Annotated in this window: 27 protein-coding genes; 9 read left to right on the forward strand and 18 right to left on the reverse strand. The window is 69.5% G+C overall.

Annotated elements, in window-relative coordinates; translation table 11 throughout:
* Positions 1–267 precede the first annotated feature (267 nt).
* The 17 genes from H1226_RS11505 to H1226_RS11590 all read right to left on the reverse strand — a co-directional run bounded on the left by H1226_RS11505 (position 268) and on the right by H1226_RS11590 (position 15672).
* A complete protein-coding gene (locus H1226_RS11505) occupies positions 268–1620 on the reverse strand; it encodes a hypothetical protein (protein WP_309148804.1) in 1353 nt (450 codons plus the stop codon).
* 453 nt (positions 1621–2073) lie between these two features.
* A complete protein-coding gene (locus tag H1226_RS11510; RefSeq protein WP_258348992.1) occupies positions 2074–3444 on the reverse strand; it encodes an AAA family ATPase in 1371 nt (456 codons plus the stop codon).
* Between the two features lie 85 nt (positions 3445–3529).
* Complete coding sequence (locus H1226_RS11515) at positions 3530–3817, reverse strand: hypothetical protein (protein WP_258348993.1); 288 nt, start codon at positions 3815–3817, stop codon at positions 3530–3532.
* 817 nt (positions 3818–4634) lie between these two features.
* On the reverse strand, positions 4635–6869 hold the full coding sequence (locus tag H1226_RS11520) for a BTAD domain-containing putative transcriptional regulator (protein ID WP_258348994.1): 2235 nt from the start codon (positions 6867–6869) through the stop codon (positions 4635–4637).
* A gap of 35 nt (positions 6870–6904) precedes the next feature.
* Positions 6905–7285: a hypothetical protein gene (locus tag H1226_RS11525; protein WP_258348995.1), complete on the reverse strand. Its 381-nt coding sequence runs from the start codon at positions 7283–7285 to the stop codon at positions 6905–6907.
* A 32-nt stretch (positions 7286–7317) separates the two neighbouring features.
* A complete protein-coding gene (locus H1226_RS11530) occupies positions 7318–7755 on the reverse strand; it encodes a TadE/TadG family type IV pilus assembly protein (protein WP_258348996.1) in 438 nt (145 codons plus the stop codon).
* Complete coding sequence (locus H1226_RS28130) at positions 7752–8159, reverse strand: TadE/TadG family type IV pilus assembly protein (RefSeq protein ID WP_309148805.1); 408 nt, start codon at positions 8157–8159, stop codon at positions 7752–7754. The genes H1226_RS11530 and H1226_RS28130 overlap by 4 nt, the downstream gene beginning before the upstream one ends.
* Before the next feature lie 15 nt (positions 8160–8174).
* Complete coding sequence (locus tag H1226_RS11540; protein WP_258348997.1) at positions 8175–8426, reverse strand: hypothetical protein; 252 nt, start codon at positions 8424–8426, stop codon at positions 8175–8177.
* A gap of 16 nt (positions 8427–8442) precedes the next feature.
* On the reverse strand, positions 8443–9312 hold the full coding sequence (locus tag H1226_RS28135; RefSeq protein ID WP_309148806.1) for a type II secretion system F family protein: 870 nt from the start codon (positions 9310–9312) through the stop codon (positions 8443–8445).
* A complete protein-coding gene (locus H1226_RS11555) occupies positions 9309–9968 on the reverse strand; it encodes a type II secretion system F family protein (protein ID WP_258348999.1) in 660 nt (219 codons plus the stop codon). The genes H1226_RS28135 and H1226_RS11555 overlap by 4 nt, the downstream gene beginning before the upstream one ends.
* Before the next feature lie 176 nt (positions 9969–10144).
* The gene (locus H1226_RS11560) at positions 10145–11479 is read right to left on the reverse strand and encodes a CpaF family protein (RefSeq protein ID WP_258349000.1); all 1335 of its coding nucleotides are present in this window, start codon (positions 11477–11479) and stop codon (positions 10145–10147) included.
* On the reverse strand, positions 11476–12279 hold the full coding sequence (locus tag H1226_RS11565; protein WP_258349001.1) for a P-loop NTPase family protein: 804 nt from the start codon (positions 12277–12279) through the stop codon (positions 11476–11478). Before H1226_RS11565 ends, H1226_RS11560 begins: the two co-directional genes overlap by 4 nt.
* 34 nt (positions 12280–12313) lie before the next feature.
* The gene (locus tag H1226_RS11570; protein ID WP_258349002.1) at positions 12314–12895 is read right to left on the reverse strand and encodes an SAF domain-containing protein; all 582 of its coding nucleotides are present in this window, start codon (positions 12893–12895) and stop codon (positions 12314–12316) included.
* 151 nt (positions 12896–13046) lie between these two features.
* On the reverse strand, positions 13047–13892 hold the full coding sequence (locus H1226_RS11575; protein WP_258349003.1) for a hypothetical protein: 846 nt from the start codon (positions 13890–13892) through the stop codon (positions 13047–13049).
* Entirely contained in the window at positions 13892–14383 is a 492-nt protein-coding gene (locus tag H1226_RS11580) for a hypothetical protein (RefSeq protein ID WP_258349004.1), read from the reverse strand. The genes H1226_RS11575 and H1226_RS11580 overlap by 1 nt, the downstream gene beginning before the upstream one ends.
* Positions 14380–14961 (reverse strand): A24 family peptidase, encoded by a 582-nt coding sequence (locus H1226_RS11585; protein ID WP_258349005.1) that lies wholly within the window; start codon positions 14959–14961, stop codon positions 14380–14382. Before H1226_RS11585 ends, H1226_RS11580 begins: the two co-directional genes overlap by 4 nt.
* Positions 14962–14988: 27 nt before the next feature.
* Positions 14989–15672, reverse strand: coding sequence for a GGDEF domain-containing protein (locus H1226_RS11590; protein ID WP_258349006.1), 684 nt, complete (start codon positions 15670–15672; stop codon positions 14989–14991).
* A gap of 368 nt (positions 15673–16040) precedes the next feature.
* Here H1226_RS11590 and H1226_RS11595 point away from each other — a divergent pair, with 368 nt between their 5' ends.
* The 5 genes from H1226_RS11595 (at position 16041) to H1226_RS11615 (ending at position 20934) form a co-directional block, all read left to right on the forward strand.
* A complete protein-coding gene (locus tag H1226_RS11595) occupies positions 16041–16343 on the forward strand; it encodes a hypothetical protein (protein ID WP_258349007.1) in 303 nt (100 codons plus the stop codon).
* Positions 16333–17634 (forward strand): putative T7SS-secreted protein, encoded by a 1302-nt coding sequence (locus H1226_RS11600; RefSeq protein ID WP_258349008.1) that lies wholly within the window; start codon positions 16333–16335, stop codon positions 17632–17634. Before H1226_RS11595 ends, H1226_RS11600 begins: the two co-directional genes overlap by 11 nt.
* Before the next feature lie 34 nt (positions 17635–17668).
* Positions 17669–18082 carry an ankyrin repeat domain-containing protein gene (locus H1226_RS11605; protein ID WP_258349009.1) on the forward strand — a complete coding sequence of 138 codons (414 nt, stop codon included), beginning with the start codon at positions 17669–17671 and terminating at the stop codon, positions 18080–18082.
* Positions 18079–18609 (forward strand): suppressor of fused domain protein, encoded by a 531-nt coding sequence (locus H1226_RS11610; RefSeq protein ID WP_258349010.1) that lies wholly within the window; start codon positions 18079–18081, stop codon positions 18607–18609. The genes H1226_RS11605 and H1226_RS11610 overlap by 4 nt, the downstream gene beginning before the upstream one ends.
* 105 nt (positions 18610–18714) lie before the next feature.
* Complete coding sequence (locus tag H1226_RS11615) at positions 18715–20934, forward strand: NB-ARC domain-containing protein (RefSeq protein WP_258349011.1); 2220 nt, start codon at positions 18715–18717, stop codon at positions 20932–20934.
* Here the strand turns inward: H1226_RS11615 and H1226_RS11620 are convergent.
* Complete coding sequence (locus tag H1226_RS11620) at positions 20915–22012, reverse strand: LysR family transcriptional regulator (protein ID WP_258349012.1); 1098 nt, start codon at positions 22010–22012, stop codon at positions 20915–20917. The two genes, H1226_RS11615 and H1226_RS11620, sit on opposite strands and share 20 nt — an antisense overlap.
* 175 nt (positions 22013–22187) lie before the next feature.
* Between H1226_RS11620 and H1226_RS11625 the strand changes: the two genes are divergently transcribed.
* From H1226_RS11625 to H1226_RS11640, 4 genes are all read left to right on the forward strand, one after another.
* Positions 22188–23240 carry a radical SAM protein gene (locus H1226_RS11625; RefSeq protein WP_258349392.1) on the forward strand — a complete coding sequence of 351 codons (1053 nt, stop codon included), beginning with the start codon at positions 22188–22190 and terminating at the stop codon, positions 23238–23240.
* The gene (gene tmk / locus H1226_RS11630; protein ID WP_258349013.1) at positions 23237–23908 is read left to right on the forward strand and encodes a dTMP kinase; all 672 of its coding nucleotides are present in this window, start codon (positions 23237–23239) and stop codon (positions 23906–23908) included. The genes H1226_RS11625 and tmk overlap by 4 nt, the downstream gene beginning before the upstream one ends.
* A gap of 2 nt (positions 23909–23910) precedes the next feature.
* The gene (locus H1226_RS11635) at positions 23911–24720 is read left to right on the forward strand and encodes an exodeoxyribonuclease III (RefSeq protein WP_258349393.1); all 810 of its coding nucleotides are present in this window, start codon (positions 23911–23913) and stop codon (positions 24718–24720) included.
* A 66-nt stretch (positions 24721–24786) separates the two neighbouring features.
* Positions 24787–25281, forward strand: a complete 495-nt coding sequence (locus H1226_RS11640; RefSeq protein WP_258349014.1) for an NUDIX hydrolase — start codon at positions 24787–24789, stop codon at positions 25279–25281.
* Positions 25282–25284 lie beyond the last annotated feature (3 nt).

The raw sequence follows: 25284 nt of genomic DNA on the forward strand, positions 1-25284 counted from the left end.
ACGGGTGCCGCGGCGAGGCGCCTCGGCCGAGAAGCCTCCGGACGTGTGTGTGGTGCGCGGTTCAGTCCGGGCGCGGGGATGCGGGCACACCGTGAGCGGTGACGCGGGGACAGCGCCGCGGCTTGTGCGTTCCCGGTGGGCCCTGGGGCGGCGGGGGCGAGCGGGTGCGGAATCAGCGGTGCGTCGGGTGTGGGGGTGGTGACCGAGTGCGGTGCGGGGCCGACCGGGTAGGTGGTCGGCCCCGCACCGCACTCGGGCTGCCGGGGGCTAGCGGGTGGCGTGTTTGAGGGCGGTGGTGGCGGCGCGGCCGATGACGGCGGCGGTGGTGGTGGGGTCGGTGAGTTCGTGCACGGTGGTGCCGGTCATGGGTTTGTCGGTGGCTTTGGTGGTCAGCCACAGCAGGCCGCACCCTGTTGTGCGGAGGCGGTCGAGGAGTTGTTGACCGCGGCGGTAGTTGGCGGCGTCGAAGCACCCATCGCTGATGATCACCAGCAACCGGGCGGTGTCGGGCCGGGTCAGACCGAGGATGCCGTCGAGGGCGCAGATCGCCCCCGGGATGTCGTGGTAGCTGTCGCTGGAGCGGAACTCGGTGACCGTGCGTGGGGCGGTTCCGGGGTAAGTGACCGCACGGACATGGTGGCCGAAGATCACGGTGGCGGCGTCGGCGGGCACGGTGGTGTGACGGGTGGCGTGGGCCATGATCCACGCGGCGGAGGCGACCGCGTCGGTGTACTTGCGCATGGAGGAGGTCACGTCGCAGGCGATCCCGACGCGCAGCGGCGGGGCGGGGGCGAGGCGGCGGGTAGTGCGGGTGAAGGGTTCGGCGGTGGGTAGGTGACCGGCGGCGCGTTGCGCGTCGGCGGCGAGGGCGCCGCGCATCCGCAACCGGCCCGGCGGTAGCTGTGCGGTGGTGCGGGTGGCGTGGCGTTCGGTGACTCCGGCAGTGCTCAGTGCCCGTGCCAGGGTGCGGGCCGCGCGTCGTTCGTCCGGGGTCGGTGTGCGGGGCATGGCGAGCCCGGTGCTCCCGGTGCGCATGTCACCCGGTTCCTTGCCGAAGACGTTTCGTGCGGCGGTGGCGGCGGCATGCTGGGCGGCCTGCTCAGCGGCCTCACTCGCGGACTGTGTCGCTGCCCGCACAGCCGAACCGTCACCCGGGGGGATTTCGCGGGCGACGTGGCGCGCGACCCCGTTCACCGTGCGCCGCACGGCGCCTGCCAACGGCGACGGAGTACCGGAGGTGTCGTGGTCCGTGCTGGCACTGCTGGTGGCCGGGGGTGTGGTGTCGGGGTCGGTGCCGATGGCCTCGCACCACTGGCGGCCGAGGTCGAGCATGGTTTCGGCGTCGTCGTCGGCGACGGTGTGCGCGTGCCGCCAGAGGCGGCGCAGGGTGGTGAGGGTGTCGGGGGTGAGGACGTCGCGGATCACGTGCCGGACCCCGTGGGTTTCCTGATTTTCCAGGATTCCGGCGTCGGTGCGTGCCAGCAGCAGCCCGGCCGCCTGCGCGGCGTCGGGGGCGCTCATGCCGGGGGCGGTGGGCATGTCGGCGAGGATCAGGTTCCGTGCGCGACGCGCGCAGCCAGTAACGATCATCCGGGCGGCGCCGCAGGTGGGCGGCTTCAATCCGCGACTCCTCGAGCAGCATCGCGGCGGCCACCGCCCCGGCCGGGGCGGTGGCGGGCGGGTTCCACCGGGAATGCTGGGCGTGGGCGCACTCGTGGGTGAACAATCCCCATACCGTCGCGTACCGGGCACGGTCGCCCGGGTCGGAAGGGTCGGCGGTGGCGGGGTTGATCGCGCCGAGGTGGACACCGTTGATCTCGATGGACGCGTGCGGCGGCAGGACGCAGGCCGGGGCACCGTGCCCGGCGCCGGGGGCGATGTCCACGACCAGGTCGTCGCGGTCGGCGATGATCGGCGCCTCCTCGGTCAACGCGGCCGACAACCTCAGCCACGACGGCGACAGCGGCGCGGGGATCGGGGTACGGGACACGGCGGGGTCAGCGATCACATGCGTACTCATGAGCGGGAAATGTCCTTTCACAGCAACAGAAAAAACAACACGGACGAGGCGGGCTAGATGCGCCCGCCGAGGGCAAGCGGGGCGATGGCCCCGCCGAACACGGACCGGACCACGTCCGCGACGGTGTCGCGGTCCTCCTCCGGGGCGAGGTTGAGCAGGTTCCCGGCCGCCGCGTTCGTCCCGAGTACGCCCGCGATCCGGTCGAACGCGATCAGCTCCCGCAGTTGCGGTGCCCACCTGATTTCGCCCGCGCGCTGCTTGCTGGCGAGGTTGCGGGCGATGCGCACGGCTTTCGGTTCGATCTTGAGTTGGGCGGCGAGGTCGTAGTCGCTGGAGATTTGGATGTGCGCGGAAAACCGGGACGAGTGCGCGTCGGTGACGATGGCCCCGTGCGCCCCGGGGTTGTGCCCGGCGATCACGTAGAACCCCGGCGCGGCGGTCACCTTTTCGCCGCCGTTGGCCTTGATCACGACTTCGCGGCGCCCGTCCATCGCCGGATACACCACGGCCAGCACGGTCGGCGGAATCAGCGAGGCGTCATCGATGAACAGCGGACGACCTTCCCGCATCGCGGTGACCAGCGGCCCGTGTACGAACAGGTACCGGCCGTCGGGGGTTTGGGTGTACTCACCGACCAGGTCCGCCACGGCGGTATCCCCGTCCCCGGCGACGGTGACCACATCGGGGAACGCCGCCTCCGCGATCGCGGTTTTCCCGGTGCCGGGCGGGCCGTACAGCAACACCGGCACCTCGGCCTCCCGCAACTTCCGCAACGCGGTCACGTCCGGCAGTCCGGCCAGGGTGCGCGGGTGGTACTGCTGCCCGTTCGGCCGCGCCACCGGACCCGACACCTTCGTCGACGACGGCACCGCCCTCGGGGAACCCGACGCGGCGGCCTTCTTCCCCGTTTTCGCGGCCGTGCCCGCCGTGGCTGCCTTCCCTGGCTTCATGGGGGTGGCGGTGGTGTCCGACGTGGCGGTCTTGCCCGACTTCGGGGCGGTGGCGGTTTTGCCCGACGTGGTGGTCTTGCGCGATGTCGCGGTGCTGGTGGCCGTGGTGGATTTCTTCGCCGTGGCACGGGTTTTCGCCGCGCGGGCGGTGCCGGACTTCGCCGCCGCACCTGTGCCCCTGCCCGCGTCGGTGTCGGGGGCGGGGGTGGCGGCCTTGCGGGTGGCGCGGGTGGCCTTGTAGCGCAACGGCGCCGCGCTGGTGATCTCCGCCGCACCCTCCTCCGCCAACTTCTTGAGCGCGTTGCCGACCGCACCGGCCGACCTGTTCAATGCCGTGGCCACCTGGCGGGGGCTGTGGTCGGCTTTCCGGTCGGCGGCCAGCACCCCGGCGACCTGGGCGCGCAGTTGGCCATTCCGCAACCGGCCGGGCGACTCAGCGGCGGCCGGGGCGGGGGTGGTGGGTGTCGTGGTCATGATGGGTACCTCCTGGGACGTGATGGGGGTCAAGCGCGGCGGCGGGCGAGGGAACGGCCCGCCGCCGTCGTGCGCGGGTGGGGGTTCAGTCGACCGGTTCGCCGTGGTCGTAGTTCCAATCCGTTTCGCTGAGCTCACGGACCCCCAAGAGCAGGTGTTGCCGCCGCAGTTCCCCAGCGGCGTTGTTGAACCGCGCGACCACGCACAACAGCCCCGGGACCTGGGACGGCTGGCCGGGCGTGTCGTAGAACTCCACGTCCAACCGGTTACCGTCGGGCAAATCGGCGACGGTGGCGTCCTGAATCAAATCCCGCAACGCCTCCATGAATTGCGTTTGCGTCAGTTCCGGATCGTTGTCGTCCATCAACGGCATAGCACTACCTCCGGCGGTTACAGGCATAGCTCACGCCCGGCTACTCATTCGATGTGATTCCCGGGAATTCCCCGGCGACAACTCAAAGCTAACTCTGCGCCAACCCCCGCGCAAGCAAAAACACCCCCGAATTCCGTACTCTTCCCCAAAAAATCAGGCCCGCCCACCAGGGAAAACACAAAAAGCGGGGCGCGTTCGCCGCCCCAAGGGCAGAGGCACGAGGCGAAGTGGGGGCAAGGCGGAACTCGCGAACCCGTAATCAAGACAACAAAGAAGCGGTGAGGGGCAAGGGAGAAAAGGGTTTTCGGGTAAATACTGGGGACCTGGCCGAGTCGAGAGTGAGGCGGCGGTGACGCCGAGGGGGTGCGGGCGTCCGCCCGGGGGCTGATGTGTCTCTTGTGGAGGGGTCTATTACAGTCTGGGAGACCGCCGGTACCCCTCGCGGTGGCCGTACGCTGCTGTTATGTGCAGGCGTGCGGGGCGCGGATCAAGGCGTCGTTTCGGCTGGTAACCGGGTTGGTATCCCGGTTGGCACCCCTGATTCCGGTGCGATCGGCCGCAGCACTGCACTGGACGCCTTCGGTGCGGCGCCCGGGAATCTTCACGGGCGTAGCCGCAGAACAGACTCACACGTACCAACAGCGCTCTCGGGAAGTTTCCTCGCCCCGGAGGGGCCTTGTCTCCCACAGCACTTTGGCAGCGCCTATTGGAAATACCGGGTTGATTCTATCAACGCCGGTGACATCGATCGGATACGCGAACGCCCGTCTTTGCCTGGAGCAAGAAAAACCGCTTAGCGGCCGTGTAGCCCTTTTCCTTACTTGTTTCGGGGGTGTTGGAGTTGTTCGGCGAGGCGAAGGGTGTCGGGGTGGGGGGTGGTGTCGATTTCTGCGAGTGTGCTGCGGAGCAGGGCGAGGGTGCGGGTGATGTCGTCGGTGTGGTCGAGGGTGTGTTGCAGGCGCATGATGTCGCGATAGAGCGGCTCGTGGAAGGGGGCGAGATCTCGGGCGTGTTCGAGTATTCCCAGGGCGCGGTGCGGGGCGCGTGGGGCGAGGGCGCGGGTGTGTGCGGTGATGGTGTCGAGGTAGGTGCGGCGGGCATGTTCGCGGACCGGTTCGATCCAGGTGGTGTCGATGCCGTCGGCGAGGTCGCCTTGGTAGACGGCGATGATGGTCTCGTGGGCGTCGGCGCGCTGGGTGTCGGTGGTGGCTGCGCGGCGGGTGGTCACGGCGGTGGTGAAGTCGCGGTAGTCGGTGGTGGCCAGGGTGGTGTTGAGGCGGTAGTGGCCGTGGTGGGCGTGCACGAGTTCGCCGAGGTCATGATCGAGGCGGGTCAGGATGCGGCGCAGGCGGGACAGGGTGGTGTTGAGCGCGTTGCTGCCCGGGACCGCTTCGCCCCACAACGCTTCCAGGATCTCGTCCCGCCCGGCACCGTCGGGGTTCAGAGCGAGGTAGACGAGCAGTTCCCGCATCCGGGGCTGCAACCCGACTTCACGAGGAGCCGATTGCAGGCCGGGCTGGTGCCAGTGCAGGCGGGGCTGGCCGAACACGGTCACCCGCAACCTCGCTGAAGGTTCTGCCGGGGCCTCGGGCTCGGCGTGCTGCGGTGCACGCGGCGACGCGGCCGTGGTGGTGGCGGCCGGGCTCTCGGTTGCCTGTTCGTCAGGGGCGGAGCTCGGCGAGACGGCGGCGGAAACGGGCGGTTGTGCTGTTCGGGTGGCCTTTTGCGCGCGGGAGTCGTCGCCGCGGTGGGCAGACACGCTGGGGCCGACGGCCTCGCCGGAATGCTCCTCGGCGAGGTCGTCATCGCTGGAAGTATCGGGCTCAGGGCGAGTTCGGTGCAGAGCGACCGGGAGCGGATACACGGTAGGAAGCGGGATTCCTGTGGTCTTCGGGGCGGGGCGCAGACGGAACCGATACCGCATCACCACGGCGGCGCTCACGAGCCCGGCTGCGGACAAGGCCGCGATGACACCCGGTGTGAGAGAACTGTACGAGGCGCGGTCTGGAGGTGTGCGGTCGAGTTGCGTAGGCGGTGGCGTTGGCGCGGGTCCCGCCGGAGAGCCGATCGGCTCGCGGCTGCCGGACGGCGGCTGCGGGTGCGTCTCGGGCTCGTCGTGGGCGGGCTGCACGGCCGGGTTGGTGGTGTTGGCGGGTGGGAGGGCGAGGCGCCATCCGGGCATGAGGATGTGGGGGTAGCGCAGGGTGCGACCGGAGGGTTGGGTTCGTCCGGTGTTGAGGTCGAAGAGTTCTTGCCACCGCTGACTGTCGCCGAGGTGGTGTTGGGCGAGGCTGGTGAGGGTGTCGTCGGTGTCGACGGTGACCCAACGGACGTCGTCGGGCAGGGGTGGGGGTTCGGTGCGGGCGGCGTCGTTGGGCATCCGCAGCCATTGCCCGGCGAGCAGGTATCGGGGTTCGGGTGAGAGGTGAGGGTTGAGGCGGGTGATCTCGGTCCATCGTTCGCCGTCGCCGAGGTGGAGTTGGGCGAGCAGCCAGAGGCTGTCGCCGCGGTGGACGAACACGGTGGGGCCGGAGACGGACGGGCTGGGGGCGTGGTGCCCGTCCGTCTCCGGGGCGGCCCACGGCGCTTCGGGGGGAGCGCGGTGTGGGCCGCTGGGGTGGCGGGGCGCGCTGGCCGCCACCTGGTTCTGTGGGAGTGCTGAGGCGAGGCTGGGGGTGGCGGTGCCGAGCAGGACGGTGCCGGTGACCAAGGCGGTGATCCAGCCGCGTGCCCCGTTGGGGCCGTTCTCTCGGAGCTGCCTGGCCCCGTATCGGAGCAGGAGGTAGGTGTCTTCGGTGATCCAGCAGATCATCACGCCCCAGACGACCCACATGAACAGCAGGCACCCGCCGATCACGAAGCCGTCCACACCGAGCGTGAGACGGATCTCGTGATAGCTGTCCACCATCCAGGCCCGGAAGTGCGCGGGCTCGAACTCCCCGAGGAACCCGGAATGCAGCGGCGGCCAGGTGAGTTCGGGCCAGCCGACCCATTGGGTGCCGAGCACGAGCAGCGTGGGCATCGCGGTCAGCAGGACCAGCAGTCCGAGCACGACGGGAAGCCGTCGCAGGAGCACCGGTAAGCGGATCATGGTGCGAGTCCGGGATCGGTGGTGCCGACACCGAGCTGCGCCTCCGCGTGCCCGGTGACGTGGTGGGTGGGGCCGAACAGTCCGATGACGGCGGGTTCGGCGTGGGTGACGGTGACGCGCACGGTGCGCGCGGCGTCGAGCTGGATCTCGCCGTGGTGGCCGCTGGCGGCGAGCGCATCCTGCGCGGCCGAGCGTGCAGTCGCGGTGTCGAGGGTGATCTGCGGCGAGCGGGTGTCCACGGCGGTGAGGGCGGCGCGGGCGGCTTCGGCCGCGGCGTCGTCGGCGCGGGCCAGGGCGCGCATGCGGTCGGCGCCGTCGATGACGAGGGCGAGCAGGAGCAGCAGCGCGGGCAGCAGGACCGCGACGAGCACGCTCACCGAACCCTCATCCCGGGCGTCCTTGTGGCGGTTCATGCGCGGCCTCGGAACGGATCGAGCGGGCTGGTGAACTCGGAGTGCAGCGGGACGGCGCCGGGCAGGCCGGGCAGGGCGAGGTCCGCCAGCGGCACGGTGCAGGAGGTGCGTACCGACACGGTGCCGGGCTGGCCGACCGGGGCGGTGAAGCCTGCGGTGTCGATGTCGAGGACCTGCTGGTTGCAGTGCAGCCCGTGCTGGCCGAGGGTGTCGTGGGCGGTGGTGGTTGCTGCGGCGTGCGCCGTGGTGCCGGTGCGGGCGAGCGAGGCGGCGCGGGCGGCGGCCGTGGTGGCGGTGTCCAGGGCGGCGTGGGCGCCCACGATCCGTCCGCCCGCGATCACCACGGCTAACACCACCAGCACGATCGGGGTGAGCACGGCGAGCTCGACGCTCGCCGAACCCTCATCCGGGAGCGTGTTCCATGGGCGCTTCATGATCTGCCTCCCGGCGTCGTGAACTTCTCCTGTTCGGCCGTCGCCGTGCGGGTGACGCGGAACTCGAGGCCGGGGATGGGCAGCACGCGCGGCGCGGTCGCCGACACCCGCACGGTCACCGCCTGCGCACTGGCTTCCACGCTCGTGGCGGGGTCGGTGGCGGCGTTCGGCGCGCGGGTGAGGAAGTCGGCGGCGGCGTGTTCTCCGGAGCCTGGGGCGGAGTTGTAGGTGCGGGCGGCGTGCAGGCCGGTGGTGGCGGCGTGCTGGCAGAGGCTGTGGGTGTGCCACCACAACGCGGCCTGCACGACCGAGACCAGCAGGACCAGCGCCAGCCCGGCGAGCACGGCGGTCTCGACGGTTTCCGAGCCGCGGTCCGAACATGTGTGTCTGGTGTGGACAGTCATGTGGGGATCCTTCGGCTAGTGGATTTGGCCTTGGTACTTGTTGACCACGGCGGTGATCGCTGCGCCGAGCCCGACCGCGACGGCCAGGCCGATCGCGGTCAGCACCGCTTTCTCGGTGGTCTCGGACCCTTCGTCGTCGAACCGGGTGCGGCGGGCACGGAAGGCGAGCTGGTCGAGGGCGGTGGTGGTGGCGAGCACGAGCGTCAGCGCCCAGTACTGGGCGACGTCGAGGCTGCGGTGCAGAGCGTGGCGGGTGGTGGTGTGCATGAGCGGTTCCTTCCGATCAGGTGGTGAGGAGCTGGGCGACGGTCGGGTAGAGCACGAGGCCGAGGAACGCCAGCATCAGCAGCGAGGTCGGCAGGGTGAGGCGCTCGCTGCGGGAGTGGGCGTCGGCGGTGTCGGTGGCGAGCGCGGCGTGGCGCAGGGAGGCGGCTTTGGTGTGCAGGCTGGTGGCGATGGCCGCGCCGTCGGCGGCGGTGTCGGCCAGGTCGGCGACTTCGGCGAGCTCCGGGAGCCGAAGTCGGTCGCCGAGGTCACGCACCGCGTCCCAGGGGGTGTGGCCGAGCCGGTGTGCTTGCGCGACGGTGGCCCGGATGCGCAGGAAAAACGGGTGTTCGGTGAGCTCGGCGGCCTCGCGCAGCGCGGGTGTGGCGGCGCGGCCGGCGTTGCGTTCTTGGGCGACGAGGTCGAGGTAGACCGCGAGTACACGGCGGTAGTCCTCGCGGCGCCGTGCGGCGGCGTCGCGGAGCTGGAAGTAGGGGAGCATGCCGCCGAGCCCGGCCCCTCCCACGACACCGAGAATCACGGTGGGCGTGGGCGGCACACCGGTGATGGGTCCGAGCAGACCGACCCCGGCTCCGGTCGCGGTGCCGAGTGCCGTCCCGCGCACGCGCTGGGCCAGGTACTGCTGCTGTGTTCGTTCCAGCAGGTCGAGGTCGGCGGTGGGGAGCCCGAGCCAGGGATGCCGGGCTCGGGCCGCCCGGCTCGCGAGGCGGTCGGTGAACAGGCGGGGGTCGCTGGTTTCGGCGGTGCGGGTGGTGATCTGGTGGAGTGCGGTGTCCAGGCGTAGCGGTGCTGCGGGCAGCATCGCGGCGAATGCCAGGACCAGTCCGGTGCCGAGGGTGAGTCCGAGCAGCAGGGCGAGCGGCATCATCGGGCCTCCCCGGTGGTGAGGTAGCGGCGTGGTGGGGGTGGGGTGGTGAGCCGGTGCATCCACATCAGCGCGCCCGCCCCGAAGACCGAGATCCCTGCAAGCACGAGCTGGCCGGTTCCGGTGGAGAACGGTGCGAGGTAGTGCCCGGCGAACAGCAGCAGTCCGGCGAGCATGACCAGGGTGATGCCGACTAGGGATCGCACCGTGGCGCGGGGTTTGGCCCGGTCGGCTTCGACGTCCCGGCGGGCGGCGACCTCGCGGGCCTGGGCGTCGGCTTGGCGGTGCAGCAGGTCGGCGAGGCCGCGTCCGCCGGTGCGCAGCCGCAGCAGCAGGGCGAGCACGATCGCGTCGGCGGCCGGGTCGGCGAGCCCATCGGCGAACTCGCGCAGCGCGGCTTCCATGCCGTGCGTGCGGGCCCGTTGTGCGAGCCGTTGCACCGGTTCCACCAGCGGCTCCGGTGCGGTGGCTGCGGAGCGGGTGATCGCCTGGGCGAGTCCTCCAGCCCCGGAGGCGAGCAGGTCGGCGACCCGCCGAGTCCAGGTCACCAGCGCGTCGGCGCGCTCGATGCCGTGCCGGGTGCGGCTGGGGGAGAGCAGGTGGGGCAGGCCGAGCACGCCTGCGGCGGCCGCGATGCCGCCGACCGGCCACCCGGTCACCCACCAAGCCCCTGAACCGAGTCCGGCCGCGACGAGGGCGAGCTGCAGCCACCGCGCCGACCACCATCCCGGGAATGGGCGGTGCTGTAGTGGGATACCGCCGCGTCCATAGATGACGATCAGGATGGCGAGGGCGGTAGCGAGTCCGCACGCTCCGCCGGTGAGAACGATGCCGTTCATCGGCGATCACCTGCGAAGACCGGTGGTGCGAACACGTCGGGGTCGAGCCCTGCGGCGTGCAGGCGGGCGAGCAGGCGCGGGCTGGGCGGGCCGACCGGGACCGCGTGGTGCTGGCCGGGCGGGGTGGCGAACAGCGGGGTGAGGTCCGGGCCGTCACCGTCCCCGATCGGGCCGACTTCGACGATCTCGCCGATGGTGCGGTGGCGGCCGTGGGGGGTGTCGTGGCGGGTGACGTGGACGATGAGGTCGAGCGCGGAGGCGGTCCAGCGGTGCGCGGCGGTGATCGGCAGCGGCGGGTCCGCGAGCTGGCCGAGTGCGGCGATCCGGTCCGGGACCGCGGCGGCGCTGGTGGCGTGCAGGGTGCCCAACCCCCCGGCCGCCCCGTTGCCCAAGGCTCGCAGGAGCGCGGTGATCTCCCCGGCACGGACCTCGCCGACGATCACCCGCGAGGGCGAATGCCGCAGCGCCTGCTTAAGCAGGTCGTCGAGGGTGATCTCGCCGGCGCCCTCGGCCCCGGCGGTGCGGGCCTCCCACGCGGTGACCAGAGGATGCCGCCGCTGGTCGAGGTGCAGGCCGAGCTCGTAATCGTCCTCGACGGTGATCACGTGCTCGAACGGGGAGATCTGCTGGCACAACGCCCGCAGCAACGTCGTCTTGCCGGTGTAGGGGCCGCCGCTGACGAGGATGTTGAGCCCGGTGGCGACCGCCGCGGCCACGACGTCGTGGAGGCGGTCGTCGAGGGTGCCGTTCGCGTGGAGGTCGTCGAGGGTGGCGTGGGCGAGCCGATGCCGCCGGATCGCCACCCGCGGCCGATCGCACACCTCCCGCACCGCCGCCACGCGCGCCCCGAGCGGACCGCCGAAGGGGATGCGCATGTTCGCGATCGGGTGGGCCGGGGAGAACTCCCGGCTCGTGCGCCCGAGGCGCGCGAACATCTCGCCCAGCAGATCCAGTAGCGCGTCGTCGGAGTCGGCGACCGGGTACGGCCAGCGTTTCGTCGTGCCGTCGGCGCATTCCACGAGGACCTGGTCGTGGCCGTGGATGTGGATGTTCTCGATCTCGTCGCGGTCCAGCAGCGGGGCGAGGCCGCCGAGCCCGGCGACCGCACCGCGCACGGCCGTGGCGAGGCGGCGTTCCGCCGGGTGGGACAGCTCGGGCAGACCGTGCCGCGCCCGGTCGGCGACCCAGGCCGTGACCTCCTCGCCGACGACCGCCTCCCAGTCGTGGGCCCCGCCGTCGAGACGGGCCGCGACCATCGTGCGCAGGGCTTGCACGGCTTCGGGGACGGGGATCGGGTCCCCGTCGTCGAACCAGGGCAGCAGCGTGTTCATTCGTTCCCCGCTTTCAACAGGTCGAGCGCGGAGTTGGTCTCGAACCGCACCGGACGGTGGGCTTGGCGGTGCAGGGCGCGGGCGTTGCGGCGCGTCGCCTTCCAGAGCCTGCGTTGTTCCAGGTGCGGCGGTCCGTGGACGCCGTCGGCGAACACCTGGGCCGCGGGGTAGTCCAGCGGCATCGACAGCCCCAGCGGCAGCCCCACCACGGACGCCGCTTCAGCCGCGGTGGAGGAGTCCGCGCCGAGCACCGCCACTTGCGCCCGCGTTCCGACCCGTTCGGCCAGCAGCCGGGCGAGATCGGTGCTGCCCGAGCACGACCGCAGGCTCGGCCGCACCGCCAGCAGCACCCGGTCCGCTTCCGCGAGCAACGGCCACGGAGTCGTCGGTGACCACCGCCCGGCGTCGACGAGCACGTCCGGGCCGGAGCGGGAGAGGTCCCGCAGGGCGCTGGCCAGCCTCGACCAGCCCTCCGAGCCGATCGCGGTGGTCTGCTCGCGGTGCAGCACTCCGGGCAGCACCCGCACGTGCCGGGCGTGCGGCACCTCTTGGGCGTGACCGGCAAGCCCTTCAGCGGGCACGGAACGCATGCGGCGGGTGCTGGCGGCGAAGGTCACCACCCCGTCGGTGGTGATGCGCCCGTCGACCCACCACCGCGACAGCCACCCCGGCACCAGCGACCCCCGCACCGGGTCGGCATCCACCGCCAGCACCGGCCCCGGCCACGCCGTGGACAGCGCCGCGACCGTGGTCGACACCCCCGGAGCACCGAGCGCGCTGATCAAAGCTGTGATCGCCATGAAGACGTTCTCCTTCCACTGCAACAACGTGCGGTTACTGATGGGCGGGTCCGAGGAGGCTGACCTGCGCCCCGCCCACGGCCGCCTCGACCGCGGCGGAGACGGTGGTCTCAGGGATGAGCACGTCGGCGGTGATCGCCCCCTCGGCATCCGGGGGTGAGGTGCGCACCACCCGCGCGAGGAACTCGCGCCCGCTGCTCGGTGTGGTGCTGCTGGCCGTGGTGCCGTCGTCCGGGGCGGGGTGCACGGCGATCGGATCGTTGGGTGCCAGCCCGCCCGCCGGGTACCGCCCGGGATCGAGCCGCAGCCCGAGAACCCGCTGGCCCGGGCCTGGCACCGCCTGTGCGGACACGTCCCGCTGGGACAGGAGATCTCCGGCCCGCAGGTTCGCTGCGGCGACCTGCCCGACGAGTTGGGACCGCGCGGTATCGGGGACGGCGAACGCGCCGACCGCGGCGGGGAGGTCTCGTGCGACGACGTCATCGGCGGTGATCCGCTGGCCCCACGCCACGTCCCGGGCGAGCACGAGCACCGAGGCCCGGTCGGCCAGGTGCGCCACCAGCGCCGCGTTCCCCGCGACCGCCGCGACGATCAGCACCCCAGAGGTGACCCACACCCACCGTCGGCGCCGACCAGGCACCCGCGGCGCCGAATGCCGTTGTCCCGGATCGCGTGTGGAGGCCGGTGGTGTACCGGTTGTGGACATAGTTCTCCCCAATGCAGAAAGGAAAAGTGCGAAAACGAACTTGAGTAGTGACGCGGATGTATTAGCCGGTGGTGAGTGCTTGCGCCTCGACGACCGCGAGATCCACGCCCGCGCGGGAGGTCATCTCCGGCAGCACCCCGCCGACCGGCGCGACGCCGTCGAACCCACGCCAGGTGACCTGCCAGGTGATCGCCCACTGCGCCCGCACCTGCTCGCCCGGGGCCCCGGCCGAGGAGCGCTGGTAGACGAGATCGCAGTCCGGCGACGGGGCGTGCAGCCCCGCTTCGCGGGTGTACGGAGTGCCCGGTCCAGGACACGACACGAGGCCCTGCCCGTTGCCGGGATCGACACTCAGCCGGGTCGGGGTGGCGGTCACCTCGGCCCACACCGCACCGGACTGCACTCGCCGCGACACCGGCACCCACCGGGCCCGCTCGGTCCAGAACCAGGTGTGCTCACCGACCACCGTCGCCGCACGACCATCCGGCAAGGCCACGTCGGGCGAGTGCGCCGGCGTCGGCAACGGCAGCTGCAACTGCTCGACCGCCTGCCCGGCAAGCGCCCCCGGAGACGGCGGTGCCGCAGGATCGCCGAAGTCCGGGAAGCGGAACTCCGGGATCGCGGTGAACCACTCCGGAACCCCGTCGCCGCTCGACCAGCTCAACCCCAGCGGCGGACCCGGAACACCCGATCCCACCCCACCGCCCGGGTGCGCCGAACCCGGCCTGCCCGGACGCGATGCGGTGCCGCCGGTCACCGCCCCGAGATCGATCGACGGCGGCCCGAAGAGACCGTCCGCATCACCCGGGCTGACCACGACTCCGCCTTCAGCGACGACCGCAGGAGCCAGCAGGACCGTGCCGTGCAGCGCAGCGACCACCGCGACGGCGAAGCACGCGCCCCGCATCAGCAGCCGCCCATCGGGTAGTCGATCCGCGTGACCCGCCACGCACCGTCGGCACCTCTCTGGAGCGTGCCGGACACCGGGTTGCGTGCCACCCCGACCGTCTTCGGTTTCCCGGAGGCATCGGCCTGTCCCGAGCTGCTGGAGTCCTGGCAATCGGTGACGACCGCGCGATCCGAGTCGAGGCGGACGTCGCTGATCCGCGGATGGACCTCGCCGTAGAGGGTGATGCCCTGCTCACGCTGACGATCGAGGTTGACCAGGATCGTTTCGGCCATCGGCCCGGCCGCCACCTGTTCCAGCTCCGGGCGCCACCGCTCGGCTGGGTGCTGCGGCAACCCGCGCGACACCACCCAGAACCGCTCGTAAGCATCCACGACTGCTGCCTGCTCGCCGGAGAACCGGGCATCCGCGTGCGGCGGGGGAGCGATCGGCGGCTCCGGGGCCGCGGGCTTCGGTGCCTGCGCGCACCCCGCCACCACGACCGCGATCACGCCAGCAACGGCAGCCACGTCCCGAGCAGCAGCCCCGGCCCGGCCGCGATTCGAATGCCCGGGCCCCGCAGCCCGGAAAGCCACGCCACCGCCGCGAACACCCCGAGCACCAGGTGTGCCGTGATCACCCCGGCCAACACCGCGGACCACCCCGACCACGCCCAATACGGCGTCAACGCCACCAGCAACAGCGTGTCCCCGAACCCGATGTGCCCAGGCACCACCCACTGCACCAGCAGCCCCACCGCCAGCATCACCACGCTCGAGGCCACCAGCCGTGGAAGCACCTCCGGCCGGAGACCACCGAAGACCACCATGCCGCCGAGCAACAAGGCCGCCGTCCACGGGTGCGGCAACCGGTGGTGCACCGAGTCGATCAACCCCAACACCACCCCGACCACCGCCAGCCACCACCACGCCGCCAACGCCGGATCCCCACCGAACCGCGCCTGCACCGCCGCCGACAACAACGCCAAGCTCGCCCCGGCCACCATCGGCATCCACCACCGGGGAAGCCAAGGCAGCAGGCTCACCGCGATCAGCGGCGCAGCTGCCAAGCCCCACAACATCGTGATCATGAGCGCCACCGTGGCCCGCCCGCGCCGTCACCGTGCCGCTCCGATCGCATGGGCGCCCAGTACCCGTGCCCGCGTTCGTGGACTCGGAGCACCGGCGACACGGTGTGGCTTGCGGGCGTAGGAGTCCGCATCCGCCCGGCGCAGCAGGTCCTCGCGCGATGCGTCCGAGGCGAGCTCGCCGGCGTGGACGACACCCACGGAGGCCGCTACGAGCACCGAGCACCCGTGCGGCAACGCCACCGGCTCAGCCATCAGCGCGGTGAAGCGCGTCAGGTCCGCGTCGCGGTCGAGGTCACGTGCGAGCACCCCGAACTCGTCCCCGCCAAGACGGCAGACCACCGGGGAGCGGGCCGCGAAAGCTTCCTCCAGCCGTCGTGCCACTGCGCGAAGGACCGCGTCCCCGCACAGATGCCCGAACCGGTCGTTGACGCGTTTGAACTCGTCGAGGTCTGCCCACACGACCCACGTGCGGTCCCGTTCACCCGCGAGTCGAGCGTCCACAATGGACTCCCAGGCGGCGCGGACCGGAACTTCCGCCACCGTGTCCCACGCTTGTGCGCTCGCTCGAGCCAGGTCCCGCTCGAGCTCGGCGATGTAGGTTTCCCAGAACTGAAGCTGACGGCGCAGCTCGCCGTTCTCCGTTGCCAGAGCACGGCGTTGAGTACGCAGCAAGGTCCGTGCCACCGTCGTCGCTTGTGCCGGAACACGCATCGATCGACTCCTCTCGCGAGTGGTGTGTCAGAACGGTGAGCAGATCGATCAGGGCGAGATTTCGATTGCTCGTGCCTGGCGTCCACCGTGGGGGGCTCGGAGCTGGTGCTGGTAGTGGTGACCTGGTGACAATCTTGGTCACCTCACGACGGTTCACCCGAGTAGGTGACTCGATCGGGCCGTAGGTCTCTGTCGATCTGAGCAGGAATGAGCCAGCGCCGTACCTCGCTTCGCCACTTTGTGATCGTGTTCGCATCTCGGGCGACGGATTAGCGGATCTTGTGGACGCGGCGAGTCCGGTGTGGGAAGGTCCCCTCTCGTTTGGGCTCGGGAGCATCGGCTCGGCGGGGTTCGAGGGGAGGTCCGGGGTGCCGGACGAGTTTGCAGTGGCTGTGGACGCCTTGGTTGAAGCCGCCGATGGCGTTCGTGGGGTGATGGATGCATTGCGGGACGTCGGAGAGGTCCGGGACATCGACTGCGCGGCTTCGGCGTTCGGCGAGCATCCTCGTTTGGCCACGGTGACAGCGGAGTTCTGCGACCGGTGGCATGACGGGGTCAAGAACTTGACTCGCGACGGCGATGGCATCGCACACGCCTTGGAATCCTCGGCCCAGGAGTATCTGGACAGCGACGAGGCGGCGAGGAAGGCGATCGAGCGGTATGGCCGCTGAACTCGGGCAGGCTCGTGACCCGAAGGCATTGATCCCCGGCGATCCGGATGCGCTGAACGGGACCGTCGAGAAGTTCACGATCTTCGGTGCCGCACTGATCGCCGCGGGCGAAGGCATGCGAGACATCACCGTCTCCGGCTGGAGCGGTAGTGCTGCCGACAAGTTTCTGGCGCTCTACCAGGTCGAACCTCTGCGTTGGTTGACTTGCGGAGATGCGTTCAACGACGCGGCATCGGCCCTGATCACCTACTCGGACGCACTGCGCTGGGCCCAAGGCAAAGCCGCCGACGCGGTGGCGATGTGGGACGAAGCCCAAGCATCCACCGACGCTGCTCGAGCTGAGCACGCCCGCGCCCTCGACCACGTCGCCCGCGAAGCTGCGGCCCGCGGCGTGCCTGCCGGGCCACAGCCGCCGTTCGAAGATCCCGGAGCAGAACAACGCGCAGCCGCCATCGACCTTCTCAACCGCGCTCGCACGGACCTGCACTCGGCCGGCGACCTCGCTGCTTCCGCGATCGCCGCCGCCCGCGACCACGCGCCGGACAAACCCGGGTGGTTCGGCCAAATGCTGGGCATGGTCGAAGACTTCGCCTACGACATGCGCGACGGTGCCAACGAAAGCCTCGACGCCACTCTGAGCTTCGCCGCGTCACTGGCCCAAGACCCCGGCAAGATCGACGATGCTGCTTCCGCGGCAGCCACCAACATCGCCTCCGCCGTCACCAACCCCGGGCAGACGGTGAAGAACATCCTGGATGTCGACACGTGGAAGGACAGCCCAGGTCGTGCCGTCGGCCACCTGATCGCCGACACGGTCGGCGGCGGACCCGTCAAACGCGTCGCTGGGGAAGTCGCCGCAGGACGCGCCCTCGCCGGAGACGGCGCACGACGCGACGAACGCCGCGGCTATGAACCCGTCCGCAACCGCGTCAAACTCCGCGCCCAAACCAAACGCGACATCTACCGATCTGCTGATCGTGCGCCAAACGGCGAAGATTTCGAATGTGCGGCGACTGAAGAAGAGATCCCGGCCCGGCGGTACCCAGACGGTAGCCCAGTGCTTATCAACCCAGACACCGGTAAACCTGACCGGAACGGCATGAGCGTGCCGCAGCCCGGAGAGTTCCATTTCGGCCATCAGCCTTACAGAGAGTGGTGGCGGTACAAGATCGAGGCTGAAGAGGGAGGATATTCGAGGCAACGGGTCATTGAGGATCAAAATGACCCCGATAGATATCGGATTGAAACTCCACAGGCGAATCGTAGCCACCGGTATGAGCATCCGCGGTAGCAACGTATCATCCGTTCAGTAGGAGGAGGTCAGGATGACTGATCTGGACCGCATGGGCCGTGACCCGCTGCACTATGCAGCGGCGGAGAACGACGTCACGACCGTGCAGCAGCGTCTCGCAGCAGGCGTAGGCGTGGATATCACAGAGGACCGTGAGGGCTACACGCCCTTGTTCTTTGCTGTGCAAGAGGGCGCCCTCGACGCGGCACGGTACCTCTTGGAAGCAGGCGCGAGTGTACGTTGCACCACGACCGCAGGCGCCGCCAAGACTCCGCTTCATCTCGCGGTCAGTCGTTGGCGCAAGAGCCCGGACGGAGCGATGATCCGTCTCTTGCTCGAATACGGGGCGGACAAGGCCGCCACGACGAGAAAGGGACGCACTCCGAGGCTCATTGCGCAGGGGCAGTTCGATTTTCCCGATGACCTAGCGGAACTGCTCGACGTATGAACCTCGACGTACTTCGCGCTCATTACGCGCGCTTCTTCGGCGTACTGACGGCAAGCGAGATCGCTGACGAGATCGAGATCGCCCGTTGGGATCGGCCTGAGTTTGCCTCGGTGTCCACGCTCGGACTGTGCCGCAAGCGCATCACCGCGATCTACCCGCAGGAGCTGGTGTGCTCGGTGAAGCCTGAGCAGGCCGGTGCGGCGCAAGTCCTGGTGCGGGGCACCCTGGAGATGATCGCGAGCTTGGGGCGGGGCATGGTGCACCAGAGCGTGATCACCAACGAGGAGCCGCTGCTTCCTGAGACCGACATCCACGGGGTGCTCGTCGCTGCCCATCCCTACCTGGACGATGCGTTCAACGTCGTCTTCGGCCCGGGCCGCACCGTCCTCGTGGACATCATGACGCTCATCCCCATTACCGCGGCGGAAGCTGCACTGGCACGCGGTGGCAATGTCGAACGCTTGCTCGACGCGTTCGAAGCGGCGGACCCCGAGCTGACCGACATCACCCGCCGATCGGTGGTCTGAGCCCCCACGACCGGCATCACTCCTTCGAGTGTTCCCGACAGGGGCTTTCGGCTCTGGCGTGCTACGACGGATCGGGGAGACCTCGTAGCTCAAGTGGGGGTGCCGATGCGGGACGAAGAAGTCGGCGCGCTCGTGCAGCGATGGCGCAAGGAGCGACGCCTGGGTGTACGTGAGCTGGCGAAGACGATTCAGGTTCACCACACCTTGCTCTCGCGATTGGAATCCGGGCAGCGTCGTTTGAGCGTGGAGCTGGCCGAGCGCTTGGACCGTGAGCTCACTACGGCCGGCGATCTCGCTGCGGCGGTCGCCGAAGTTCGCACAGGTCAGGCCCACGGCACATCCAACGGCAACGGAAGAGCGGTCGTTCCGGCCCAGCTTCCGCCGGTCGAAGACCTCGTCGACCGCGTGCGGCTCGTGGAAACGATCACCGGTGAGGGAAGCCGCCCCGCGCCCGTGAACTCCTCCTCCCCGCGCACAGTGGTCCTGACCGGCCCAGGGGGAGTGGGCAAGACCGCCATCGCCATCGCCGCCGCAGCGCGGATGCGCCATGAATTCGACGGCGTCCTCTGGGCGGATCTGCGCGGGTGGGACTTGAACACCGGCCCCCGTGCTCCGGCAGTGGTGCTGCGGTCGTGGTGCGCTGCTACCACCGGGACTCCGGTGACCGCGCTTCCCGCCGACCTCGACGACCTGGTCGCGCTGTGGCGCAGTGTGCTGCAGGAGAAGCGCTACATCATCGGCGTGGACAACGCCCGATCAGAGCAAATCGGTGCCTTGATCCCGGCTTCGCCCGGTAGCGTGGTGCTGATAACCAGTCGTGATCGAGTCCCTGACGTCCCGGGCCGGGTCGTGTGGCTGTCCGTACCGCCGCTGGAGCCCGACGATGCCACCGCACTCATCGCAGCCCGAGCTAGGAAACCGGCACGCGAAGTAGCCGGCCTCGCCTGCCGCGGCGGCGGCCTTCCACTGGCACTGCGGTCGCTCGGGGACTACATCGCCGCGCACGACGCCGACGAGGAGATGATCGCCGAGATGTCCGCCGACACCGCTCCGCCCGATGCCGTCCGGCGCAACGCCCGGCTCTCGTACGAACACCTCACCGAGGAGCAAGCCCGGGCTTGGCGGCTGTGCGCGATCCTGCCCGAGATCACACCCGAGTCCGCTGCTGCCGCGACCGACACCGACCTCCGGCAAGTGCGCGAACTCCTCAACGGCGTTGCCGATGTGTCCTTGCTGAGCAAGCACGGCCGCAACTGGACCTACCACGAGCTGCACCGGGCCATTGCACTCGAAGAATCCCGCCGCGTCGACCCGCGCGCGGTCCGCGACGGCGCCACGGAACGCAGCCTGCTCTACATGCTGCACGGCTGGGCCAACGCCGCCGTCACGCTCGCACCCGACCGTGCCATCGGTCCGCCCCTGGACACCCCGCCACCGTCGGTAGCGCCTCCCACCTTCGACTCCTACGAAGCCGCCCTCGACTGGTCCGAGACGCGATGGGAATACCTGCCCGCCGCGGTGCGCGCAGCCATCGACAAGGGTTGGAACCGGCTCGCGTGGCAACTCGCTGCTTGCTCGTTCAACTACGTCATCCTGGTCAAGGCCTACGAGCAAGCGATGAACCTCACCCAGACCGTTCTCGAAGTCACCGAGCGCTCGGACGTGATGGAAGGGCAAGCCTGGATGTTGCACATCCAGGGGTGCATCGAGACCGAACGCGGCGATCTCGACGGCGCGGTACGAGTCCTGACTCGCGCGTTGGAGATCCGCCGTCGTCGTGGCGATCTCCGCGACATCGGCTGGACGGCCCAGGCGTTCGTCCGCGCGCGCCTGTTCCGCGGGGACCCGCCGAACGAAGTCCTGGTGACCGCCACCGAAGCCGTCGACTCGCTCGATGCCCTCGGGGCGACTTCCGGAGCAGCGAGCGCTCGCTCAGTGCGGGGCAACCTCTACCTGGTCACCGGTGACCTGCCCGCCGCTGCTGCCGACCTGACCCGCGCAGTCGAGCAACTTCCCATCGGCGGCGATCCCTTGCTGCACTGCTACGCGTACACCCGCCTGGCGGAGACCCAGCTGAAGCAGCACGAACTCGACGAGGCCGAACAGCTCGCCCGACACGCCGTCGAATACGCAGAAGAGCACAGCGCACGTTTCAGTGAAGTCGATGCCCTCGACATCCTCGGGCGTGTCCTGAACGAACGTCACGACGCCGAGGGGGCGGCCAGTGCGTGGACTCGTGCTCTTCAGATCGCCGACAACATCGGTGCTGTCGAAGCCGACCAAATCCAAGAACGCCTTGAATGCCTCAATGATCACCAAAGGTAGTGCCTTTGTTGGTGCCGGGCCTCGCTTCTTTGAAAGCGTTCCAAAGTAAATTGAGCGGATGGCGCGAGCTGTATTTTTCACGCTCTTGCCTTCGGCTGAATATTCCGGTCATGATCTGCATGGGTGGGGTGTATCCGGCGCCGAGGGGGAGGGCGCGGAGGTGGTGTCCTCCCTGAAGTCGTCCCTCGGTAGCTGCTCGAGCCACGTTTTCGGTGGTGAGCAGGCAGCCGCGCTGGAGTTCGTTGTCGAGTAGGGCGAGGCCGTAGCCGAGCGCGTCGATGTCGGCGATGACGTTGAGGGTGCTGCGGTAGTCAGGGCCGTACCAGGCGCGGAGGAAGTCGGCGAGCAGGCCGGCGGTGGGTGCTAGCAGGGGGAGTGCGGCGAGTTTGTCGTGCTGGACGGGCGCGTCGGGGAGTTCGTGGGTGGTGAGGTTGGTCAGGAGCGCGACGCCTTCTCGGTGCCATTCGATGACGTCGTAGTCGAAGTCGGGCCTGGTCCCGGTCTCGACGGCGAGGCTGCCGCAGATGAGGTCGACGTGGTGGGAGTCGAGGGTGGCGGCGAAGTCGCGGGTGCGGATGTGGCTGATTTTGAGTTCGATGTCGCGGCGGTGGAATTCATCGCGGACGCGGGGCCAGATGTGTCCGACGAACGCGACGGTGAACTCGGTGGTGCCGACGGTGATGGTGTGCCCGAGTCGGCGGCGTGCGGCCTGGATGCCGTGTTGCCACGTGTCGAGGGTGTCGAGTGCGAGGCGGACGTAGTGCTCGCCAGTGGGGGTGACGAGGAAGTTCTGCCCCCGGCCTTGCTTGATCAGGAGCGGTTCCCCGCAGAGGCGTTGTGCTGAGCGGTTGAGGTTGTCCAGCTGTTTTTGAACGCTGGACTGCTCTCTGCCGAGGCGCCGAGCTGCTTGGAGCGCGTTGCCTTCGAGATGGACGACGGCGAGGGTGCGCAGCTGATCAAGGGTCAAGTCGAGCAGTTCCGGGTGCTGTTGAAGGGCGTCGGCGACTACGTCACCCGGAGCGCGGTCGTCGTGCTGGCTGGTGCTGTTGGTGTTCGGTGGGACAGTTGAACTGGACATGATCGCAGTACCTGCCGAACTTTCTAATCGAACCGAGTTGATCTTCTGTACGTCGGGTGCTTTTTCTGGGAACAATTCTTGTCGTCGCTATCGGGCGTTGGCTGGGAGGGTTTCGATGAGTACGCGAAGCATTGCGAGCGAAGATCGGGCTGTGTCGTGCTACTTCCGGACCTCGATGCAGCCGGGCTCGCGGAAAGCGCTCGTGCAGATCGATGAGCGCTGCAATCTGCACTGCGCGCATTGCTTCGTGTCCGCGACGAAGGAGGGCGCGTTCATGTCGTTGGCGTCGATCATCGATGTGGTGATCCCGCGGCTGCAGGAGTGCCAGGTGCAGCGGGTGACCCTGACCGGCGGGGAGCCCACGATGCACCCGGACTTCCTGGCGGTGGTGTGCGCGTTCCGCGCGGCGGGGATGGCGGTCGGCGTGTGCACGAACGCTACGACCCTCAGCGAGGACGACATCGCGGAACTGGTCGCGATCGGCGGGGTGCACTGCAACGTCTCCTTGGATGGCTTCAGCGAGCACTCGCACGGCAAGTTCCGCGGCAACCGCGCGTCGTTTCACACCACGATCGCGACCGTGACGAGCCTGGCTGAAGCGGGGTTGTTGCAGGGATTGCTCTGCACGCCGAACTCGCTGGCCCAGGACGAGGAGTACGCGCAGCTGTGCGCGTTCGCCCGCGAGCACGGCGCCCGGTACGTGCTGTTGAACCCGCTCTCGCGGATGGGTCGCGGCGCGAAGTCCTCGGGCCGGCTGGCCAGCCCGGACGAGCACATGCGCCGCATCTTCGCCGACACCGTGCGGTTCGAGGACGATGAGCTCGACATCGCCCACATCCGGTTCCCGAACACCGAGCGCCGCCCGTTGTCGGGGTGCGAGGCAGGCACCATCCTCTACGTGTTCACTCCGGGCGAGGTCACGGTGTGCCCGTACCTGGTGTTCGCCGCGCGGAACTCGTTCGCTCAGCATGAGCCGGAGGAGTTCATCGTCGGCAACATCTTCACCGACGCCGATCTCGCGGCCCGGCTGGAGGAATACCGGTTCCACGACCGGTACCAGGTCGGCGCGAACCCGACCTGCGGGGCGTGTGCGATGGCCGACGACTGCGGGAAGGGCTGCCCGGCAGCGGTGATCGCAGCCGGAGGCCGCATCGGTGACGTGGACGCGGAGCAGTGCCCGCAAGTGGAGGCGGAGGGCCGGGTGCTGCTGCCGTTGAGGCCCGCATGAGCGGCGGCGACGTGACCCCTTCCCGGTGCTCGGTGACCGGCTGGCCGGGAGTGCTGGTGACCCTCGACGGCCCCGGCGGGGTCGGTAAGACCACGGTGGCCGAACTGGTCGCTCGTGAACTGAAAGCCCGCGACGTTGCGGTGCATCGCACGACCGAGCCGTCCCGTACCCCGTTGGGCGAGCTGATCCGCCACGGCACCGACGACTTCCGCGGCATGGCCCTGGCGTGCCTGGTGGCCGCCGACCGGCACCACCACCTGGAACACGAAATCCTGCCTGCCCTGTGGTCGGGCAGGGTCGTGCTCTGCGATCGGTACGTGGCCTCGTCGCTGGTGCTGCAAGGCATGGACGGAGTCCGCGCCGACACGATCTGGCACCTCCACGACGGAATCCCCGCTCCCGACCTTGCCGTCCTCCTGCATGCCGACGCGGCGGTGTTGAGCACGCGCCTGGACCGTCGTGGTCGGCACAGCCGCTTCGAGCGCCAAGCCGACTCCAGCCGTATCGAAGCCGCCCGCTACGCCGAGGCGGCCACGGAGCTGGGGGAGCGTGGCTGGCCGCTGCTGGAGGTGGCGTGCGCGGAGAATGCCCCGGAGGCGGTGGCGTCGACCGTGGCGTCGCATGTGCTGCCCATCTATGAGGAACGGAGCGGGAAGTGCCCGGCTTGAGCGTGTTGACCTGGAACATCAACAGTCCCTCCGAACACCGAGCCCAACGCCAACTCGACTGGCTGGCGACCCGCGGCGAAGACGTGTTCGTGCTGACCGAGACCAAAGCCAGCGACGGCTGCGCGCTGCTGGCCGAAGGGTTCCAGCAGGCGGGCTACTCGGTGGTGTTCCCGACTCCAGCGCCCCGCGAGCACGGTGTGATGATCGCCAGCAAGGTCGTCCTCGACGCCGACGACTGGAGCACCGAGCTCGACTACCTGCCTTCCCGCGCGGCCACCGCCACCGCGCACACCGACCACGGCCCCGTGCGCCTGATCGGCGTGTACGCGCCGTCGCGCGATGCGAGCCCGGACAAGGTCGAACGCAAACAACGCTGGCTGCGCGAATTCAGCGACCTGATGGCCGGCTCGGCGAAGAACCGCTCGGAGACCCGGCTGCTGCTCGGCGACCTCAACGTGATCGAACCCGACCACACCCCGCGGTATCCCCAGTTCCTCGCGTTCGAGTACGACTTCTACCGCTCGCTGATCGACACCCACGACCTCCGCGACGCCTACCGGCACACCGCTCCCAGCGAGGTCGAGCACAGCTGGGTCGGGCGCACCGGAGACGGCTACCGCTACGACCATGTCTTCTGCTCTCCTGCTCTGACGTCTCGCGTGTCCGCGTGCCACTACGTCCACGAAGTCCGGCTCGGCGACCCCCGGTTGAGTGATCACTCCGCCCTGGCCGTGTACCTGGACCTCGTCCCCCTGCGGCCGTTGGTAACCTCCGACCCCAGCACTGCGGCCAGCCCGCCCACGCTGTTCTGACCACGGCACACCACGCCGTTCGGGCTGGCGCTTCTCATTGGTGACCACGGGGGAATGCCAGCCCGCATGAGTACGACCACCCACGCCAGCACACCTCGCCTCGGCGCCCGCGTCCTCCTGCTCGATCCCGACGACCGCGTGCTGCTCATCCACGCCCGCGACCCCGACGCCCCCGATCACCAGTGGTGGGAACTTCCCGGTGGAGGGATCGATCCGGGCGAGACCGCCCGCGACACCGCGCGCCGGGAGATCACCGAGGAAACCGGGCTGGTCCTCGACGAAGTCGGGCCGCTGGTGTGGACGCGGGAATCTCGTTTCACCTACCGCGGACGACGGCACCACCGCCGGGACGAGGTCTTTCTCGCTCGGCTCACCGACACCCATCCCACTCGGGCACCGAAGTACTCGGCTAACGAGACCGCAGGGCTCCTCGGTCAGCACTGGTGGACCGGTGCCGAGCTCGCTTCGACGTCCAGCAAACTGCTCCCTCCGGAACTGCCACGCCTTGTGGAATCCTTGCTCGACAACACCCTCACCATCCCAGTGCACCTGGATGGCTGAGTC

It is taken from the genome of Saccharopolyspora gregorii (genome assembly GCF_024734405.1).
Lineage (GTDB): Bacteria > Actinomycetota > Actinomycetes > Mycobacteriales > Pseudonocardiaceae > Saccharopolyspora_C > Saccharopolyspora_C gregorii.

Coding starts and splice junctions, on each gene's coding strand:
- H1226_RS11510 (WP_258348992.1), bottom strand. CDS start 3,444: ATGACCACGACACCCACCACCCCCGCCCCGGCCGCCGCTGAGTCGCCC.
- H1226_RS11515 (WP_258348993.1), bottom strand. CDS start 3,817: ATGCCGTTGATGGACGACAACGATCCGGAACTGACGCAAACGCAATTC.
- H1226_RS11530 (WP_258348996.1), bottom strand. CDS start 7,755: ATGAAGCGCCCATGGAACACGCTCCCGGATGAGGGTTCGGCGAGCGTC.
- H1226_RS28130 (WP_309148805.1), bottom strand. CDS start 8,159: ATGACTGTCCACACCAGACACACATGTTCGGACCGCGGCTCGGAAACC.
- H1226_RS11540 (WP_258348997.1), bottom strand. CDS start 8,426: ATGCACACCACCACCCGCCACGCTCTGCACCGCAGCCTCGACGTCGCC.
- H1226_RS28135 (WP_309148806.1), bottom strand. CDS start 9,312: ATGATGCCGCTCGCCCTGCTGCTCGGACTCACCCTCGGCACCGGACTG.
- H1226_RS11560 (WP_258349000.1), bottom strand. CDS start 11,479: ATGAACACGCTGCTGCCCTGGTTCGACGACGGGGACCCGATCCCCGTC.
- H1226_RS11565 (WP_258349001.1), bottom strand. CDS start 12,279: ATGGCGATCACAGCTTTGATCAGCGCGCTCGGTGCTCCGGGGGTGTCG.
- H1226_RS11575 (WP_258349003.1), bottom strand. CDS start 13,892: ATGCGGGGCGCGTGCTTCGCCGTCGCGGTGGTCGCTGCGCTGCACGGC.
- H1226_RS11585 (WP_258349005.1), bottom strand. CDS start 14,961: ATGATCACGATGTTGTGGGGCTTGGCAGCTGCGCCGCTGATCGCGGTG.
- H1226_RS11590 (WP_258349006.1), bottom strand. CDS start 15,672: ATGCGTGTTCCGGCACAAGCGACGACGGTGGCACGGACCTTGCTGCGT.
- H1226_RS11600 (WP_258349008.1), top strand. CDS start 16,333: ATGGCCGCTGAACTCGGGCAGGCTCGTGACCCGAAGGCATTGATCCCC.
- H1226_RS11605 (WP_258349009.1), top strand. CDS start 17,669: ATGACTGATCTGGACCGCATGGGCCGTGACCCGCTGCACTATGCAGCG.
- H1226_RS11610 (WP_258349010.1), top strand. CDS start 18,079: ATGAACCTCGACGTACTTCGCGCTCATTACGCGCGCTTCTTCGGCGTA.
- H1226_RS11615 (WP_258349011.1), top strand. CDS start 18,715: ATGCGGGACGAAGAAGTCGGCGCGCTCGTGCAGCGATGGCGCAAGGAG.
- H1226_RS11620 (WP_258349012.1), bottom strand. CDS start 22,012: ATGTCCAGTTCAACTGTCCCACCGAACACCAACAGCACCAGCCAGCAC.
- H1226_RS11625 (WP_258349392.1), top strand. CDS start 22,188: ATGCAGCCGGGCTCGCGGAAAGCGCTCGTGCAGATCGATGAGCGCTGC.
- tmk (WP_258349013.1), top strand. CDS start 23,237: ATGAGCGGCGGCGACGTGACCCCTTCCCGGTGCTCGGTGACCGGCTGG.
- H1226_RS11640 (WP_258349014.1), top strand. CDS start 24,787: ATGAGTACGACCACCCACGCCAGCACACCTCGCCTCGGCGCCCGCGTC.